The organism is Dechloromonas agitata is5 (assembly GCF_000519045.1).
Classification (GTDB): Bacteria; Pseudomonadota; Gammaproteobacteria; order Burkholderiales; family Rhodocyclaceae; genus Azonexus; species Azonexus agitatus.
Genome location: NZ_KI912532.1, coordinates 205,139 through 222,173, shown reverse-complemented (window position 1 = coordinate 222,173; position 17,035 = coordinate 205,139). Strand labels below are relative to the sequence as shown.

The 17,035-nt window shown below is 59.9% G+C and carries 17 protein-coding genes; 16 read left to right on the top strand and 1 reads right to left on the bottom strand.

All coding sequences use genetic code 11. From position 1 onward, the window contains the following. Positions 1–200 precede the first annotated feature (200 nt). The 9 genes from ccoN (at position 201) to K420_RS20355 (ending at position 7,516) form a co-directional block, all read left to right on the top strand. Entirely contained in the window at positions 201–1,628 is a 1,428-nt protein-coding gene (gene ccoN / locus K420_RS0101135; protein WP_027456427.1) for a cytochrome-c oxidase, cbb3-type subunit I, read from the top strand. A gap of 10 nt (positions 1,629–1,638) precedes the next feature. After that, positions 1,639–2,280, top strand: a complete 642-nt coding sequence (gene ccoO, locus K420_RS0101130; RefSeq protein ID WP_088177823.1) for a cytochrome-c oxidase, cbb3-type subunit II — start codon at positions 1,639–1,641, stop codon at positions 2,278–2,280. A 5-nt stretch (positions 2,281–2,285) separates the two neighbouring features. Further along, positions 2,286–2,462, top strand: a complete 177-nt coding sequence (locus K420_RS0101125) for a CcoQ/FixQ family Cbb3-type cytochrome c oxidase assembly chaperone (protein ID WP_027456425.1) — start codon at positions 2,286–2,288, stop codon at positions 2,460–2,462. Positions 2,463–2,477: 15 nt separating this feature from the next. Beyond that, the gene (gene ccoP, locus K420_RS0101120) at positions 2,478–3,377 is read left to right on the top strand and encodes a cytochrome-c oxidase, cbb3-type subunit III (RefSeq protein ID WP_027456424.1); all 900 of its coding nucleotides are present in this window, start codon (positions 2,478–2,480) and stop codon (positions 3,375–3,377) included. A 132-nt stretch (positions 3,378–3,509) separates the two neighbouring features. Then, positions 3,510–4,910 carry a cytochrome c oxidase accessory protein CcoG gene (gene ccoG, locus K420_RS0101115; protein WP_027456423.1) on the top strand — a complete coding sequence of 467 codons (1,401 nt, stop codon included), beginning with the start codon at positions 3,510–3,512 and terminating at the stop codon, positions 4,908–4,910. A gap of 14 nt (positions 4,911–4,924) precedes the next feature. After that, on the top strand, positions 4,925–5,434 hold the full coding sequence (locus K420_RS0101110) for a FixH family protein (protein WP_232422715.1): 510 nt from the start codon (positions 4,925–4,927) through the stop codon (positions 5,432–5,434). Between the two features lie 27 nt (positions 5,435–5,461). Next, positions 5,462–5,602: a DUF3149 domain-containing protein gene (locus tag K420_RS19960; protein WP_084019519.1), complete on the top strand. Its 141-nt coding sequence runs from the start codon at positions 5,462–5,464 to the stop codon at positions 5,600–5,602. Between the two features lie 76 nt (positions 5,603–5,678). Then, a protein-coding gene (locus K420_RS0101095; protein ID WP_198293780.1) for an IS3 family transposase occupies positions 5,679–6,766 on the top strand; the annotation gives its coding sequence in 2 pieces (ribosomal slippage) (positions 5,679–5,931 and positions 5,931–6,766; 1,089 coding nt in all). Between the two features lie 552 nt (positions 6,767–7,318). Next, the gene (locus K420_RS20355; RefSeq protein WP_157274959.1) at positions 7,319–7,516 is read left to right on the top strand and encodes a hypothetical protein; all 198 of its coding nucleotides are present in this window, start codon (positions 7,319–7,321) and stop codon (positions 7,514–7,516) included. 4 nt (positions 7,517–7,520) lie between these two features. Here K420_RS20355 and K420_RS0101085 read toward each other — a convergent pair whose 3' ends face one another. Beyond that, positions 7,521–8,054, bottom strand: a complete 534-nt coding sequence (locus K420_RS0101085) for an NUDIX hydrolase (protein WP_027456420.1) — start codon at positions 8,052–8,054, stop codon at positions 7,521–7,523. A 176-nt stretch (positions 8,055–8,230) separates the two neighbouring features. Between K420_RS0101085 and motA the strand changes: the two genes are divergently transcribed. The 7 genes from motA (at position 8,231) to K420_RS21020 (ending at position 17,026) form a co-directional block, all read left to right on the top strand. Beyond that, complete coding sequence (gene motA / locus K420_RS0101080; protein WP_027456419.1) at positions 8,231–9,088, top strand: flagellar motor stator protein MotA; 858 nt, start codon at positions 8,231–8,233, stop codon at positions 9,086–9,088. Between the two features lie 27 nt (positions 9,089–9,115). Further along, positions 9,116–10,063, top strand: coding sequence for a flagellar motor protein MotB (gene motB, locus K420_RS0101075; RefSeq protein WP_027456418.1), 948 nt, complete (start codon positions 9,116–9,118; stop codon positions 10,061–10,063). Then, on the top strand, positions 10,060–11,307 hold the full coding sequence (locus K420_RS0101070; protein ID WP_232422714.1) for a methyl-accepting chemotaxis protein: 1,248 nt from the start codon (positions 10,060–10,062) through the stop codon (positions 11,305–11,307). The genes motB and K420_RS0101070 overlap by 4 nt, the downstream gene beginning before the upstream one ends. 18 nt (positions 11,308–11,325) lie before the next feature. After that, positions 11,326–11,691 carry a response regulator gene (locus tag K420_RS0101065; protein ID WP_027456416.1) on the top strand — a complete coding sequence of 122 codons (366 nt, stop codon included), beginning with the start codon at positions 11,326–11,328 and terminating at the stop codon, positions 11,689–11,691. An 87-nt stretch (positions 11,692–11,778) separates the two neighbouring features. Next, complete coding sequence (locus tag K420_RS0101060; protein WP_027456415.1) at positions 11,779–14,097, top strand: chemotaxis protein CheW; 2,319 nt, start codon at positions 11,779–11,781, stop codon at positions 14,095–14,097. A gap of 22 nt (positions 14,098–14,119) precedes the next feature. Next, on the top strand, positions 14,120–14,626 hold the full coding sequence (locus tag K420_RS0101055) for a chemotaxis protein CheW (protein ID WP_035854354.1): 507 nt from the start codon (positions 14,120–14,122) through the stop codon (positions 14,624–14,626). A gap of 18 nt (positions 14,627–14,644) precedes the next feature. Next, positions 14,645–17,026 carry a methyl-accepting chemotaxis protein gene (locus K420_RS21020; RefSeq protein WP_051452901.1) on the top strand — a complete coding sequence of 794 codons (2,382 nt, stop codon included), beginning with the start codon at positions 14,645–14,647 and terminating at the stop codon, positions 17,024–17,026. Positions 17,027–17,035: the final 9 nt, after the last annotated feature.

The following is a 17,035-nucleotide window of genomic DNA, read 5'->3' as shown; positions in this document are numbered from 1 at the left end:
GTTGCGACGCACCCTTTTTTTGTCCACTTTTTTACCCCCTCTTGCGCCAAAACGTAGATATTTCACACTAGTTCGGACTAGATAATTAGTAGGTTGATCTATGTCAAATTGACTCCGGTCGTCTAGAATACTATGCGTTGATATGCCCCTTGTGGTCTGGAAGAGGGGCATTCCGTTTTTCATTAGCGAGAGGTGGGTTCATGTCTGGAACGCAAACCACGTATAACGATAAAGTCGTACGGCAATTCGCCGTCATGACTGTAATTTGGGGCATCGTCGGCATGCTTGTCGGTGTCATCATTGCGGCTCAGCTCGTCTGGCCGGAACTTAACATTGGGCCCTGGTTGCACTTTGGGCGCCTTCGTCCGCTGCATACCAATGCAGTGATCTTTGCCTTTGGTGGCTGTGCGCTGTTTGCCACTTCCTACTGGTGCGTTCAGCGTACCAGCCATGCGCGCCTGTGGGGTGGGCCGCTGGTGCCATTCACGTTCTGGGGATGGCAGATCATCATTGTCCTGGCGGCGATCACCCTGCCGCTCGGTATCACCTCGGGTAAAGAGTATGCCGAGTTGGAATGGCCGATCGACTTGTTGATCACTGCGGTCTGGGTGTCTTATGCCCTGGTCTTCTTTGGCACCATCGCGGTCCGCAAGGTATCGCACATCTATGTGGCCAACTGGTTCTTCGGCGCCTTCATCATCGCTGTCGCGCTGCTGCATATCGTCAATAGCATGGAAATGCCGGTCTCCCTGACCAAGTCCTACTCCATGTATTCCGGCGTGCAGGATGCAATGATCCAGTGGTGGTACGGCCATAACGCGGTCGGCTTCTTCCTGACCGCCGGCTTCCTGGGCATGATGTACTACTTCGTGCCGAAGCAGGCAGGCCGCCCGGTTTATTCCTACCGCCTGTCCGTCGTGCACTTCTGGGCGCTGATCTTCACGTATATGTGGGCCGGTCCGCACCACCTGCACTACACCGCTCTGCCGGACTGGACTCAGTCCGTCGGGATGGTCTTCTCGCTGATCCTGCTGGCTCCGTCCTGGGGTGGCATGATCAACGGCATCATGACCCTGTCGGGCGCCTGGCATAAGCTGCGTGACGATCCGATCCTGAAGTTCCTGATCACCTCGCTGTCCTTCTATGGCATGTCCACCTTCGAAGGCCCGATGATGTCGATCAAGACTGTCAACGCACTGTCGCACTACACCGACTGGACCGTCGGCCACGTGCACTCCGGTGCTCTGGGTTGGGTGGCCATGGTTTCCATCGGTTCCATCTACTACCTGCTGCCGCGTCTGTTCGGCAAGTCCGAGATGTACAGCACCAGCCTGGTGACGGCCCACTTCTGGATCGCCACGATTGGCACCGTCCTGTACATCGCTTCGATGTGGATCGCCGGTGTGATGCAGGGCCTGATGTGGCGTGCCGTCAACACCGATGGCACCTTGGCCTACAGCTTCGTTGAATCCGTCAAGGGGTCCTACCCGTTCTGGGCGATCCGTTGGCTGGGTGGCGTCCTGTTCCTGACCGGCATGCTGATCATGGCCTACAACATGTTCAAGACCATGGCGGGCGGCAAGACCCAGGACATGCCGGTAGTTGCTCCGGCCGGTCATCACGCCTGATTAGGGGGAAATAACAATGCTTAAGCATGAGCAAATTGAAAAAAGCGTCGGCCTGCTCGTTGTTCTGACCTTGTTGGTGGTCAGCGTGGGCGGCCTGCTGGAAATCGTTCCGCTGTTCTTCCAGAAGTCGACCACGACTCCGGTTGAAGGCACCAAGCCCTATGACGCCGTGCGTCTGGCCGGTCGCGATGTTTACATCCGCGAGGGCTGTTTCCTCTGCCATTCGCAGATGATTCGTCCGTTCCGCGCCGAAACCGAGCGTTATGGTCACTACTCCGTGGCTGGCGAATACGTCTATGACCACCCCTTCCAGTGGGGTTCCAAGCGTACCGGGCCGGACCTGCATCGCGTCGGCGGTCGCTACTCCGACGAGTGGCAGCGTGCTCACCTGATGAATCCGCGCGACGTGGTTCCCGAGTCCAACATGCCCGCCTTCGCTTTCCTGGCTGACGTCAAGGCCAAGGACAGCGTGGGGGCCGATATCGAGAAGAAGATGGAGATCATGCGCGGCTACGCTAATGCGCGGGGTATCCCCACCTATTCCGACGAGGAAATCAAGGGTGCCAAGGCGGCCATCGGCGAAAAAACCGAAATGGACGTTCTGATTGCCTACCTGCAGGGCCTGGGTCTGGCGCTGAAGAACGTCAAGTAATAGCCATGGACATCAATGATCTGCGTTCCATCGTTACGGTAGCCGGGTTGCTGTGTTTCCTGGCTATCGTGGGGTGGGCCTATGGCAAGGGCAGCAAGAAGGGCTTCGAGGAAGCCGCCAACCTGCCGTTCGCAGAACGTGATGACGATGGTGCGGCGTCCCGCACGTCGCACCCGCGCTGATATAAAGGAAAGCAAATGAGCGATTTCGTTAGCGATTTTTGGAACCTGTATGTGATCGTGATCGTCGTGGGCAGTATTCTCGCCTGCGCCATTCTGCTGATCGTACAGGGCAAGGCGACTTTCACGCCGGGCAAGACCATGGGTCACGTCTGGGATGAAACCCTCGAGGAATACAACAACCCGATGCCCAAGTGGTGGAGCTGGATGTTCGTGATCACGGTTGTGTTCGCGCTCGTCTATCTTGCCCTCTATCCGGGCTTGGGCAACTTCAAGGGCATGCTCGGCTGGACCTCGGTTGGCCAACACAAGGTCGAAGTCGATAAGATGGACGCCGTCGTCAAGCCGATGTTCGACAAGTATCTGGCCATGGATCTGAAGGCGGTGGCGGCCGACAAGCAAGCGATGGAAATGGGCAAGCGCCTGTATCTGACCTACTGCATGCAGTGCCATGGCGCTGACGCCCGTGGCGCCAAGGGCTTCCCGAACCTGACAGATGGCGACTGGCTGTACGGCGGTGAGCCGGAGCAGATCAAGGAGACCATCGCCAACGGTCGAATGGGCGTCATGCCTCCGCATGAGCAGCTGGGGGGCGATACGATCAAGGATCTGGCGAACTATGTCCGTTCCCTGTCCGGTCTGCCGCATGACTCGGCACGTGCCGCCAAGGGCCAGGAAACCTTTGGTTCGGCTGGTTGCGTTGGCTGTCACGGCATGGATGCCAAGGGCATGCACGCTGTTGGCGCACCGAACCTGACCGACAAGGTCTGGCTGTACGGTTCGTCCGAAGCTGCTATCACCGAGACCATCACCAAGGGGCGTCAGAACCAGATGCCGGCCTGGAAGGAATTCCTCGGCGACGCCAAGGTGCATCTGCTGTCGGCCTACGTGCTCAGCTTGAACCAAGGCGCCAAGTAATGAAGCTTAGCGGGGCGGCATGGCCGCCCCGCTGCTTTTCATGTCAGCTACGCCAGATTTGTATCCAAATTGCGTTGATCGTTCAGCGAACAGGCACTGCCCTAGCGTAATTTCGATACGGATATAGCCACCATGGAACCCAGAGAAAACTCCGGCCAACAAGCCCCTGCGCCCGTTTCGTTCTACGAGAGGCACAAGAAGATCTATATTCGTGATGTCAAGGGCTGGTGGAATACTTGGCGTTGGGTGCTGGTCTGGCTGACTCAGATCATCTTCTATGGCGCGCCGTGGTTGGAGTGGAATGGCCGGCAGGCTGTCCTCCTTCATCTGGTCGAGCGCAAGTTTTACTTGTTCGGCCTGGTTCTGTGGCCGCAGGATGTGTTCTATCTTGCCCTGCTGCTGATCATTTCGGCCTACGCACTCTTCCTGTTCACAGCCATTGCCGGACGCCTGTTCTGCGGCTACGCCTGCCCTCAGACAGTTTATTCCGAGATTTTCATGTGGATCGAAAACCGGATCGAAGGGGATCGTTCGGCCCGCATGAAACTGGACAAAGGGCCGCTTACCACTCGCAAGTTCTACCTGAAGGCGGCCAAACACGCTGCTTGGCTGCTGATTTCGATCTGGACCGGTTTTACGCTGGTTGCTTACTTCACGCCGGTTGACGAACTGCTGGCCGCACTGCCCTTCGGCTTGTCCGGCTGGGAGTTGTTCTGGATCTTCTTCTACGGTGGCTTCCTTTACATGCAGGCCGGTTTTCTGCGCGAGCAGGTCTGCAAATACATGTGTCCTTATGCCCGTTTTCAGGGTGTGATGTTCGATCCGGATACCCTGGTCATTACCTACGACCCGGAACGGGGCGAGCCGCGCGGTGCGCGCAAGAAGGGCGGCGATGCCAATTCGCTCGGCGATTGCGTCGATTGCGGCCTCTGCGTCGCGGTCTGCCCTACCGGGATCGATATACGCAATGGCATTCAGTACGAATGCATCGGTTGCGGCGCCTGCATCGATGCCTGTGATCCGGTCATGGACAAGGTTGGCAAGCCGCGCGGCCTAATCCGTTACACCACCGAGAACGCCCTGGCCAAGCATTTCACACCGAAGGAAGTGGTCAGTCATATCCTGCGTCCCCGTGTGCTGCTTTACACCGCCATCCTGGTCGCCATCGTCGCCGCCTCGGTCTGGTCCCTGGCCACGCGGGTGCCGCTCAAAGTGGATGTGATTCGCGATCGCTCACTTCTGGCCCGCGAGGCGGACGATGGCCGCATCGAGAACGTTTACAACCTCAAGATCATGAACACGACCGAGGAGCCCAGGCGCTACGTACTGTCGGTCGAAGGGATGGACGGTATCGAGATTGTCGGTGACAAGCATGTCGATGTCGCCAGTGCCGAGAATCACGAGGTCACCATTGTCGTCCGCGTACCGCCGGAATCCGGCAAGGCGGGCGCCAACACCATTTATTTTGATATCAAGGCCGAGAACCACGAAGCCATCGCGGTTCATGAAAAGGCCACTTTCCTGATGCCCTGACCATGAGCCAAACGATGACCCTTCGTAGCGATGTTCAACCCTGGTACAAGCAGCGCTGGCCCTGGTTGTTGATGGCCGGCCCGGTCGCCGTCGTCATCGCCGGCGTTGTGACGCTCTGGCTGGCTGTTGCCAGCTACGACGGCTTGGTGACCGACGACTATTACAAACAGGGATTGGCCGTTAATCAGACGCTGAAGCGCGACCATCAGGCGAGTAGCCTTGGCCTTCAGGCTGACCTGATGCGCTCGGGCCAAGGCGTGCGCCTGTTGATCCGGGCCAACGAGGGGGTCGCGATACCCCAGGCCATTGATCTGCGTCTGGCCCATCCGACCCGGGCGGGCCAGGATCAGACGCTGGCCATGGTGTCGGAAGGGCAGGGTTTCTACAGTGGCAAGTTGCAGGGTGAGGTCGGCGGTCGCTGGCTGGTGTCCATCGAGGACCCGGCCGGTCAGTGGCGCCTGCACGGCGAATGGCTGGCCGATTCGGATGAGCCCTTGCGCCTGACGGCGCAACCGGCAAGGTAGTTTTTATTCGTTACAGGGAGGTAACTTATGGCGTGGGAACTGTTGTTTGGTAGTGACATCGGCCTGATGAGCCTGGTCGTCATCATCGGTGTGTTGGTCATCGGTGCCGTCATGGGCAAGATGTACTCGAACAAGGTGGAAGAAGAGTCGCGCAAACTCGGCAAGTAACGCCGGTGCTCCGGTAATCCCCCCGGCCAATAAAGGCGGTCAGAGGTAGAATTTTCTCGTAAAGGGAGAGTTCTGCATGAAGAAGTCGAAGTTTTCGGACAGCCAGATCATCGAGGCGTTGAAGCGGGTCGAGGGTGGGCTATCGGTGCCGGAGTTGTGCCGGGAGTTGGGAATCAGCTCGGCGACGTTCTACAAATGGCGGGCGAAATACGGCGGCCTGGACGTGTCCATGATGGCCCGGATGAAGGAGTTGGAAGCCGAGAATGCGCGGCTCAAAAAGATGTACGCCGAGGAGCGCCTGAAGGCGGATATTCTGAAGGAGTACCTGGGAAAAAAGTAGGTCGGCCATCTCGCCGGCGTGAGATGGCCAAGGAAGTGGTGGCCGGAAAGCGAATTTCGATCCGCTTGGCCTGCGACATTTTCCAGGTGAGCGAGACCTGCTATCGGTATTCGGCCAAGAAGAATGCCGAGAATGAGGAAATCGCCGACTGGCTGATGCGGCTAACCGACAACCACCGCAACTGGGGATTTGGGCTGTGCTTCCTGTACCTGCGCAACGTGAAGGGCTTTGGTTGGAATCACAAGCGGGTGTATCGGATTTACCGGGAGTTGGAATTGAATCTGCGGATCAAGCCCAGGAAACGGCTGGTGCGGGAGAAACCGGAACCGCTGGCCGTGCCGACTGCCATCAACCAGGTGTGGTCTATGGATTTCATGCATGACCAGCTCGAAGACGGGCGCTGTTTCCGGTTGTTCAATGTGATCGATGACTTCAACCGGGAAGCCCTGGGCATCGAGATCGATTTCTCGCTGCCGGCCGAGAGGGTGATCCGTGCCCTGGAGCAGATCATCGAATGGCGGGGGAAACCAGCCGCCATTCGATGTGACAATGGCCCGGAGAACATCAGCGGCCTGGTGCAAAACTGGGCAGAAAAGCGGCAGATCAAGATGGATTACATCCAGCCGGGCAAGCCCCAGCAGAACGCCTACGTCGAGCGCTTCAACCGGACAGTGCGCTACGAGTGGCTATCGCAATATTGCTGGGCAGACCTCGATGAAGTCCAGCTCTTCGCCACCCAGTGGATGTACGACTACAATCACGACCGCCCAAACATGGCCTTGGGCGGCATCACGCCAAAACAGCGGCTGGCCATGGCCGCGTAGCTCTACTTCTGATCGCCCCTAATTCTGGGGGGATTACCCTCCCCTCTTTGGGAGAAGCCAAACCCCTGACCGGACTCCGGCAGGGGTTTGTTTTTTTCGAGCGCCGTAGCACCATGCAGCATGTTCCGTGCATTTGTCATATCGGTTGCCGTTCACTTGCTGCTTATCACCTCGTTGTTTGACCGGGTGCTGCTCCTTCCGGTGCCGCCGTCAACCGAGGGGGTGGCGTTACGCGCCAGATTGGGCGTGCGGCCGGATGACATCCATTCGACGCCAGCCCGGCCCGGCGGGCGAAGAACGCCAACCGCGCCAGTTGAAGCCCTGCCCTGGTCGGCGCCGGACCGCCAAACCAGGGCGGTGAGGCGGGCAAGCGCCCGAGGGCAATACCCTCCGCCGCGGGCAGTCCATTCAGCGGTTTCCCAACGACCCACCGATCTGCAGGGCGAGTCCGATCCGGCCTTGCCGGCAGATGTCGAGCGGGAGTTCCGTCTGCTGCTGGCGCGCCGACTTCGTCACGTGGGGAGTCTGCACCCCTCTGGTGGAAAAGGTACCGTGAAGCTGTCGATTGCGTACTACGGGCCGGCCGGTGGCTCCGAAGTCAGGCTGATGCATTCCAGTGGTGATACGGAACTCGATGCCCGTGCGTTGTCCAGTTTAAAGGCGGCACTGCGTGATGCTTCGCTGCCGCAGGTGGCGCAGGGGCGCAGTTTTCGCATGTCGTTCGTGCTGGAATGCGGCTCGGGAGACTAGCGGCCTACAGCGGGGGCAAGTCTGCTTCGTGAAAGCTGAAGCGTTGCGCTTCCCGGTCACGCAGATAGCGTTCGAGGCACAGGGTGACGCTACGGAAGGCCAGATCCGGCCAGGGGATTTCGCTCGGCGAAAGCAGCTGCACTTCGAGACTCTCTTCCCCCGCCATGAAATCTGGCGAACGCAGCCGGCCGCGATAGAAGAGATGCACTTGATTGATGTGAGGGATGTTGACCATCGCAAAAGGCGCATCGACGGTAACTTCGGCGCCGGCCTCCTCGCGGGTTTCGCGAACGGCTGCTTCGGCTGTGGTTTCTCCGTTTTCCATGAAGCCGCCAGGCAGCGTCCAGTAGCCATGGCGCGGTTCGATGGCGCGCCGGCAGAGCAGGATTTTGCCTTCCCACTCGGCAACGCAGCAGATGACCAGGCGGGGATTCTCGTAATGGATGTGGCCGCAGGCCTGGCATACATGGCGTGGTAGCGAGTCACCGGCCGGAATGCGCAGGGAGACGCTGGCGCCGCAGCGGATGCAATAGTGGATCACGGCAGAACAGGCAGAGTCGAATGCCGGGAAGTTTAGCACCGGGCGCCTGAAATACGCTGGAGTTGCCCGTCTGGCGGGCTTTCTTTGCACAGTGGCAAGCCATGTGGCTACAATAGCAGGACTGATCATGGGTGGATTGGCGCAGGTCGACGGACCGGCGCGAGGGGGCTTGAATGTTTCTGATTGTTGGGTACGTCATAATTTTGGCTGCGGCGTTGGGAACTTACGCCATCCACGGCAGCCTGCTGGCCCTCTGGGTACCAACTGAATATGTCGCCATCATCGGCCTCGTCATCGGTTATTTCGTCGCCGCCAATAACATTTCCGTCATCAAGGCCACGGTTGGTGCAATTCCCGGGATTCTGAAGGGCTCCAAGTTCAACAAGGCCTTCTACATCGATACGCTGGCGATGTTGTTCGAGATTCTGGCCAAAGTCCGCAAGGAAGGCCTGATGTCCATCGAGGGGGACATTGAGAATCCCGAGGCCAGCCCGATTTTTTCCAAGTATCCGACTCTGGTTCAGGATCATCACATTATGGAATTCACGACCGACTACTTGCGCATGATGGTCGGTGGCAACCTGAATACCGTTGAAATCGAAAGCCTGATGGATGTCGAACTCGAGGCGCACCATCATGAAGCCATCGAGCCGAGCCATGTCGTGGCCAGCGTGGCCGGTGCCGTGCCGGCTTTCGGTATCGTCGTGGCGGTGATGGGGGTGGTGAACGTCATGGGCTCCGTCGGGCAGCCGCCGGCCGTGCTCGGCAAGATGATCGGTGGCGCACTGGTCGGTACTTTCCTCGGTATTCTGATTGCCTACGGCTTCGTCGAGCCCGTCGCCAAACTGCTTGAGCAGAAGGCGCAGGAAGGGGCGACCATTTACCGCTGCATCAAGATGGTGCTGCTCGCTTCCATGTCCGGTTATGCCCCTCAGGTGGCCATCGAATTCGGTCGCAAGGCCTTGGATTCCCATAACCGCCCCAGCTTCCGGGAACTGGAAGAAGAACTCAAGGCGCGCAAGGGCAAGTAAGCCCGGCTGGCGCATCAGAGATCAGCGATGAGCGACGATTCCACTCGCCCCATAGTCATCAAGCGCAAGAAGGTCGTCGCCGGCGGCGGGCATGGTGGCGCCTGGAAGATTGCCTATGCCGACTTCGTGACGGCGATGATGGCCTTCTTCCTGCTCATGTGGCTGCTCGGTTCGACCGCCAAGGGTGATTTGCAGGGCATTGCGGATTTTTTTCAGAATCCCTTGAAGGTTTCTCAGCAAGGTGGGGCGGGTTCGGGTGACGCGACCAGCGTCTTGCAGGGCGGGGGCAAGGATTTGACCCGCCAGTCCGGTCAGGTCAAGCGCGGCGATGTCGAGGCGAAGAAATCGACGTCGTTCTCCAAGGAGGCCCAGGCCGAGTTCCGCCGCAAGGAGCAGGAGCGCCTGGAACTCCTGAAGCGCGATATCGAGAAGATGATTGAGCAAAGCCCGCAACTGGCCCAGTTCAAGAAACAGATGTTGCTCGATATCACGTCGGAAGGCTTGCGCATCCAGATTGTCGACGAGCAGAACCGGCCGATGTTCGATTCGAGCAGTGCCGATCTGAAGCCATATACAAGGGACATCCTGCGTCAGATCGGCAAGGCGCTGAACGGGGTATCCAACCGCATCAGCCTGGCTGGGCACACTGATGCCGCCCAGTTTGCGGGCGGTGAAAAGGGTTTCTCGAACTGGGAGTTGTCGGCCAACCGGGCCAATGCCTCGCGTCGCGAGCTGGTACAGGGCGGTATGGATGACAGCAAGGTATTGCGCGTGGTCGGCTTGGCGTCGACTGTCCTGTTCGACAAGAACGATCCGTTGAATTCGGTGAATCGCCGGATCAGCATCGTCGTGCTGAACCGGAAGACCGAGCTGGCGATTCTGCAGGAAGAGGGGCCAGAGTCCGAGGTGGGCGGCGAAGAGATCCTGCCCGAGGGCTTGAGTTTGCCGGGGAGTGGCAAGGGTACCGCCGGTTGAGTCGAACCAACATCGAGGGGGGGCGTGTGGCGCATAGCAGCAAGATGATGTGGTTTGGCTTCGGCTGGTCTGGCCTGGTTCTCGGGGTTCTGCTGGCAGCCGATCCCACAGCCCGCTCGTTAGCCGTCATTGCCGCCCTGGTCGCCGTGGCGGGGGGCTGGTTGCTGCTCGCGCGTTCGCTGGTGGCAGCGGATCGACAGAACGGCGAGGCTGACAACCTCCTTGCGGCAAGGCATGAAATCGTTGAGCGCAGTGGCCAGGCCATCGTTCATGTATCGTCTGAAGCTACCCGCCAGGTCGAGGCGATGCGTCAGGAAATCCGCCGGGCGCAGGACATCTTCAGCGAGGCGATCGACAAGCTGGTCGCCAGTTTTCATGGCATGAACACACAAATCCAGCGCCAGCAGTTGCTCGGCATGCAGGTGGTCGGCGCTGGTGTCGCAGATGGTTCCGTCAGCGAATTCCAGGGCTTTGCGACGAAGACTTCCGAAACGCTGCGCCAGTTTGTCGAGAGCGTCGTCGAGAATTCCCGGTTGGCGATGTCCCTGGTCGAAATGACTGACCGCATCAGCAGCCAGATGAGTGAGGTGCGCGGCATGCTGGGCGAGATCGAAGGAATCTCCAAGCAGACCAACCTGCTTGCTCTCAATGCGGCCATCGAGGCGGCACGGGCCGGTGAGGCCGGGCGCGGCTTTGCGGTGGTGGCCGATGAGGTGCGCGACCTGTCCAGCCGGACCAGCCATTTCAGTCAGCAGATACGTGATTCACTGCTCAAAATGCAGGCCAACATCGAGGCCACCGAGCAGGCCATCAACCAGATGGCGGCCCAGGACATGACCTTCGCGCTGACCTCGAAGAACGATGTCGAAAACGCGATGCTTGGTATCAACGAAATGAACCGGAGGACGGGCGATACGGTCAGTGAATTGAACGTGATTGCGGAACAGGTCGAGCAGTCGGTCAATCAGGCTATCGTGTCGTTGCAGTTCCAGGACATGGTCACCCAGCTGCTTGGCCATGTCGGACGCCGCCTTGAGGTGATGGACGAAATCCTGGCTGACGAACAAAAAATGGCGGCGGTACTGAACAACTCCGGCGACTCGCTGGCGGCCTTGGCGGCGCTTTCTGAAATCTGTCAACACGTCGACCAGATTTCTCAGAAAATGGGTGTAATTTCGCAAAAGGTAGATAATAATCCTGTCAATCAAACCGGCTTCGCCAGCGGCGACGTCGAGCTTTTCTGAATATTTCGCGAGGTAGAGATGGCAAAAACCGTTCTTGCAGTTGATGATTCTGCATCCATCCGTCAAATGGTGTCCTTCACGCTGAAGAGCGCCGGTTACGATGTGGTTGAGGCGGTCGACGGAATGGACGGTCTGGAGAAGGCCAAGACCAAGAGCATCAATCTGGTGCTGACCGACCAGAATATGCCGCGCATGGATGGCCTGACCTTGATCAAGAATCTGCGCGCCATGCCGCAGTACGGCAAGACGCCGATCCTGATGCTGACCACGGAATCTTCCGACGCGATGAAGGCCCAGGGCCGCGCGGCCGGCGCGACGGGCTGGCTGGTCAAGCCGTTCGACCCGCAAAAACTGATCGAAGTCGTGCGTAAGGTGATCGGCTAGGCAGGTGCCGGTTGATCCACGCTATCGTGGATCATTCGCATTCCACATTCGGCTGCCCGATTCAGGCGGCCGTGCTCGGGGGGTAGCATGGCTATCGACATGAGTCAGTTCTATCAGGTGTTCTTCGAGGAATCGGCGGAGCACCTGGCGGCGATGGAAGGGTTATTGCTCGATCTCGATGTCGGCAACCCGGATCCGGAACAGCTCAACGCCATATTCCGCGCGGCGCATTCCATCAAGGGAAGCGCCGGTACTTTCGGTTTCACCGATCTGGCGGAAACCACGCACATTCTGGAAAATCTGCTGGACCGCATCCGCCGGCAGGAACTTGGCTTGCGCGCTGAAATGGTCGATGCCTTCCTCGAATGCGGTGATTTGCTGCGCGACATGCTGGAAGCGCATCAGGGCCGTGGGGCGGTCGATGCGGCAGCCGTCGAGGCGATTTGTGCCCGATTACGCCAGTTATCCAGCGATCAACCGGCCGCTGCTCCGGCCCGGCCGGCGGCCTCGGAGCCCGTCACCGCGAATGCCGCCACTGGTGGCAAGCGCCGGTTCAATATCCAGTTCGTGCCAACCGAGGTTTCGGCAAAGGGCGATGGCGTCAAGCAGCTCCTCGATGAACTGGCCGCACTCGGTACGCTGGAGATCCTCACCCAGCCGGTCGCCGGCGTGCATGACGTTGGTTATTGGCAGGTGCGCCTCAGTTGCAATGTCGGACAGGAGGCTTTTGCCGACCAGGTCGATTTCATTGCCGACAATGGCGCCTGGCGTGTACTCGAGGATGAGCCGTCCGCTGCGGCCGATGATGCTGCCTTTGGCTTCTTCGACGATTCGCCGGGAGCGCCGGAAAGCGATCCGGGTTATGGCTTCTTCGAACCGCCGGGGGAGCCGGTCAGCGAAGCATCGGCCGTTGCCCCTGACGGCGATGGCTACGGTTTCTTCGAACCCCTGCCGGACGTCGTTCCTGCACCAGCGGCTCCGCCGGTCGAAGAAGGCGAAGGCTATGGTTTCTTCGAGCCGGTTGCGACGCTGCCTGCGGCGGAACCGCCGGCGGCTGAGGAGGGCGACGGCTTCGGTTTTTTTGCTCCGCTGCCCCCCGTCGCTGCATCCGATGCCTCGCCCGCCGTTGTTGCGCCTTCCCCGGCCGTTGTCTCGGCACCGGACGAAAAAGCGACGGTTGAACCTCGCGGGCGTGCCAGCAAGGCATCACCCGCCGCATCGGCCAGCGATTCCTCCATTCGCGTCAGTGTCGAAAAGGTCGACCAGCTGATCAATCTGGTCGGCGAACTGGTGATCACCCAGGCCATGTTGCTGCAAACGGCAACCCAGATGCAGGAAAACGCCCCGGAGCGCCTGCTCAGCGGGCTCGTCCAGTTGGAGCGAAATACCCGCGACCTGCAGGAATCGGTCATGTCGATCCGCATGATGCCGATTTCCTTCGTTTTCTCGCGCTTCCCGCGGGTCGTCCGCGATCTTTCCGGCAAGCTGGGCAAGCAGGTCGAACTGAAGACGACGGGCGAGACGACCGAACTCGACAAGAGCCTGATCGAGCGTATCGCCGACCCCCTGACCCACCTGATCCGCAACAGCCTCGATCACGGCATCGAGTTACCCGAGAAGCGGATCGCCGCCGGCAAGAGTCCGGTCGGGACGATTACGCTCAAGGCCTACCACCAGGGCGGCAATATCGTCATCGAGGTGGGCGACGACGGTGCCGGCCTGCCGCGCAACAAGATTCTCGCCAAGGCCCGCGAACGCGGCTTGCAGGTTTCCGATCAGATGACCGATCAGGAGGTCTTCAACCTGATCTTCGAAGCCGGTTTCTCGACCGCCGAGCAGATCACGGACGTTTCCGGGCGCGGTGTCGGCATGGACGTGGTCCGCCGAAACATCCAGTCGATGGGCGGCCGGGTCGAGATCGACTCGATGCTCGGCGTCGGCACCCGCATGACGGTCCGTCTGCCGCTGACGCTGGCCATCCTGGACGGCATGTCGATTGCGGTTGGGGATCAGACCTACATCCTGCCCCTATCCTATGTCGTCGAATCCTTCCAGCCGCAGTTGGGCGACATCAAGACCCTCTCCAACCAGGCGCGGGTGATCCAGGTGCGCGGCGAATACCTGCCGGTCGTCGTGTTGCACGAGTTGTTCAACCTCAAGCCGCAGTCGGGCGATTTCTCGCAGGGCATCATGGTCGTCATAGACGCCGATGGCATCAAGGCGGCCCTGTTCGTCGATGCCCTGGTCGGGCAGCACCAGGTGGTGATCAAGAGCCTGGAGGCGAACTATCGTCGCGTGCCGGGGATTTCCGGCGCCACCATCATGGGCGACGGGCATGTGGCTTTGATCCTGGATGTCTCGGCGATCGCCGGCATGGCCAAGAGCAGTGTGCAGAAAGCCGGTTGACGGCTGAATCGAGGAGAAACGAATGGAAGCGATGACGCAAACCGGTAACCCAACAAGCGACGAGGACCTGGTCGCCAACGAGTATCTGACCTTCACGCTGGGCTGCGAGGAATATGCAATCGATATCCTGAAAGTGCAGGAAATCCGCGGATACGAGCAGCCAACCCTGATTGCCAATGCACCGCCCTTCATCAAGGGCGTGATCAACCTGCGCGGAACCATCGTGCCGATCGTCGATATGCGCATCAAGTTCAATCTGGGCAAGATCGAGTACACGCCATTCACCGTCGTCATCATCCTCAACATCGCCGGGCGAGTCATCGGTACCGTGGTCGACAGCGTATCCGATGTCATTTCGCTGACGCCTGTGCAAGTCCGGCCGGCTCCCGACTTCTCCGGCAGCTTCGATACCAAATACATTCTGGGGCTGGCCACGGTCGATGGCCGGATGATGATCGTCACCGATATCGAACGCCTGATGACCAGTGCCGATATGGAATTGATTGACGACGCTTCGGCGTCGAGTTGACCGGAAAAGGGAATCACCATGCTCAACCGTATGAAGATCGGAACCCGGCTGGTCTGGCAGGCCCTTGGCATGGCCTTCTGGTTCGCGGTGCTGATCCTGGTTGCCGTCTATTACATGGGCGACATCAACCAGGCAACCAAGTCGGTATTCGCCGACAAACTGGAGCCGGGCGTCATTGTCCTGCGCATCCAGGCCTTGATGGCCGAGAACAGCCAGTCGGTGGCGGCCGGCCTGCTGCACGATCCGGAAGGTCGCCAGGCGGCCCTGCATGATCACCCGCTGAGCCGGCATACGGAGGCAATCGTCAAGAACCGCGATGAAATTACTGCTTTGTGGAAACAGTTCAAGGCGCGCGGCCTCAATGATGAGGAGCAAAAGCTGGCGACAGTCTATGAAGAAAAGCGCGGCATCTACGTCAAGGATGGCCTGATGGCGGCCAGTGCAGCCCTGAATCAGGGCGACTTCATGGCGGCGTCCAGGATCTATTCGACCGTGGTGGAGCCGGCCTACCGCGATGCCAAGGCGGCTGCCGATGCCCTGCGCGAGTACTACGCGACGACCGGCCGTGGCTTGTATGAAACAGCCCAGGCCGACTTCCAGTGGTCGGTTCGCTTGATGGTGGGTCTGGTAGCCCTCGTCCTGAGCCTGATTGCTGCCTTTGCCTACATTCTGGGACGCAGCATCACCCGTCCGATCGCGAACGCGGTCGGCGTCGCCGAGCGCGTTGCGGCGGGGCAACTCGACAACCAGATCGATGTCGTCGGCAATGACGAGTCAGCTGTCCTGATGGGCGCCCTGAACCGCATGCAGAGCGAACTCAAGGCCAACATCGAGACCGAGCGCAAGGCCGCGCAGGAAACCTTGCGCATCAAGGTCGCGCTGGACGTGACATCCAACAGCGTCATGGTGGCCGATCCCGACGGCAAGATCATCTATTGCAATAACTCGGTGCTGGAGATGATGCGTCTGGCCGAGGCCGATTTGCGCAAGCAACTGCCCAATTTCCGGGCGGATGCCATTCTCGGCTCCAGCTTCGACATCTATCACAAGAATCCGGCGCATCAACGCAATCTGCTCGGTTCGCTGAAGAGTGTGCACCGGACGGAGATCACCGTTGGCGGCCGCCATTTCTCGCTGGTCGCCTGTCCGATCGTCAGCGATACGGGCGAGCGCTTGGGTACGGCGGTTGAATGGCGCGACCGGACAGCCGAGGTGAATATCGAGCAGGAGGTGGCCGGCATCATCTCGGCGGCCGCCTCGGGGGATTTCAGTCGCCGCCTCGACACCGCCGAGATGAGCGGCTTCTTCCGGCAGATTTCCGATGGCATCAACAACCTGCTGGAAGCCAACAGCAAGGCGCTGGGCGATGTGGGCGCCATGTTCGCTCGCCTGGCCCAAGGCGACCTGACGCAAAAGATCGATGGTGATTACCAGGGCATGCTGGGCATGCTCAAGGACGATGCCAATTCGACTGTCGACAACCTGGTGCAGATCATCGCGTCGATCAAGGAAGCGACGGACGCGATCAACACGGCGGCGAAGGAGATTGCGTCGGGCAATCAGGACCTGTCGAGCCGGACGGAAGAACAGGCGAGCAGCCTGGAAGAAACGGCGTCCAGCATGGAGCAGCTGACCAGCACGGTGAAGCAGAATGCCGACAACGCGCGGCAGGCCAACGAACTGGCCGGGACGGCACAACAGGTGGCGGTCAAGGGCGGCGAAGTGGTCGGCCAGGTGGTCGACACGATGAGTGCCATCCACCAATCGAGCAGCAAGATTGCCGACATCATCGGGGTGATCGACGGCATCGCCTTCCAGACCAACATCCTGGCGCTCAATGCGGCGGTTGAAGCGGCACGGGCCGGGGAACAGGGGCGCGGCTTCGCAGTTGTCGCCACCGAGGTCCGCAATCTGGCGCAACGCAGCGCCGCGGCAGCCAAGGAAATCAAGGGGCTGATCTCGGACTCGGTCGACAAGGTCGAAGCCGGTAACCGCCTGGTGGACCAGGCCGGACGGACGATGGAAGAAGTCGTCAGCAGCATCAAGCGGGTGGCCAAGATCATGGGCGACATCTCGGATGCCAGTCGCGAGCAGAGCTCGGGCATCGAGCAGGTCAGTCTGGCGGTCAGCCAGATGGACGAGGTGACGCAGCAGAACGCGGCCCTGGTCGAAGAGGCGGCGGCAGCGGCCGAGAGCCTGGAAGAGCAAGCGGGCAATCTGGCCCAGTCCGTGGCGGTGTTCCGCCTGAACGGCGGTCCGGTGGCTGGCCAGCCGGCGCGCCGCGAGCCGCGTCGGGTGGCGTTGCCGCACCATGAACCGGTCCGTCTGCAATCCGCCCCGGTGGGCACTCGCGTGGCAGTGCCCAAAGCGCTGGATGACGACGAATGGGAAGAGTTCTGAATGGCCAGC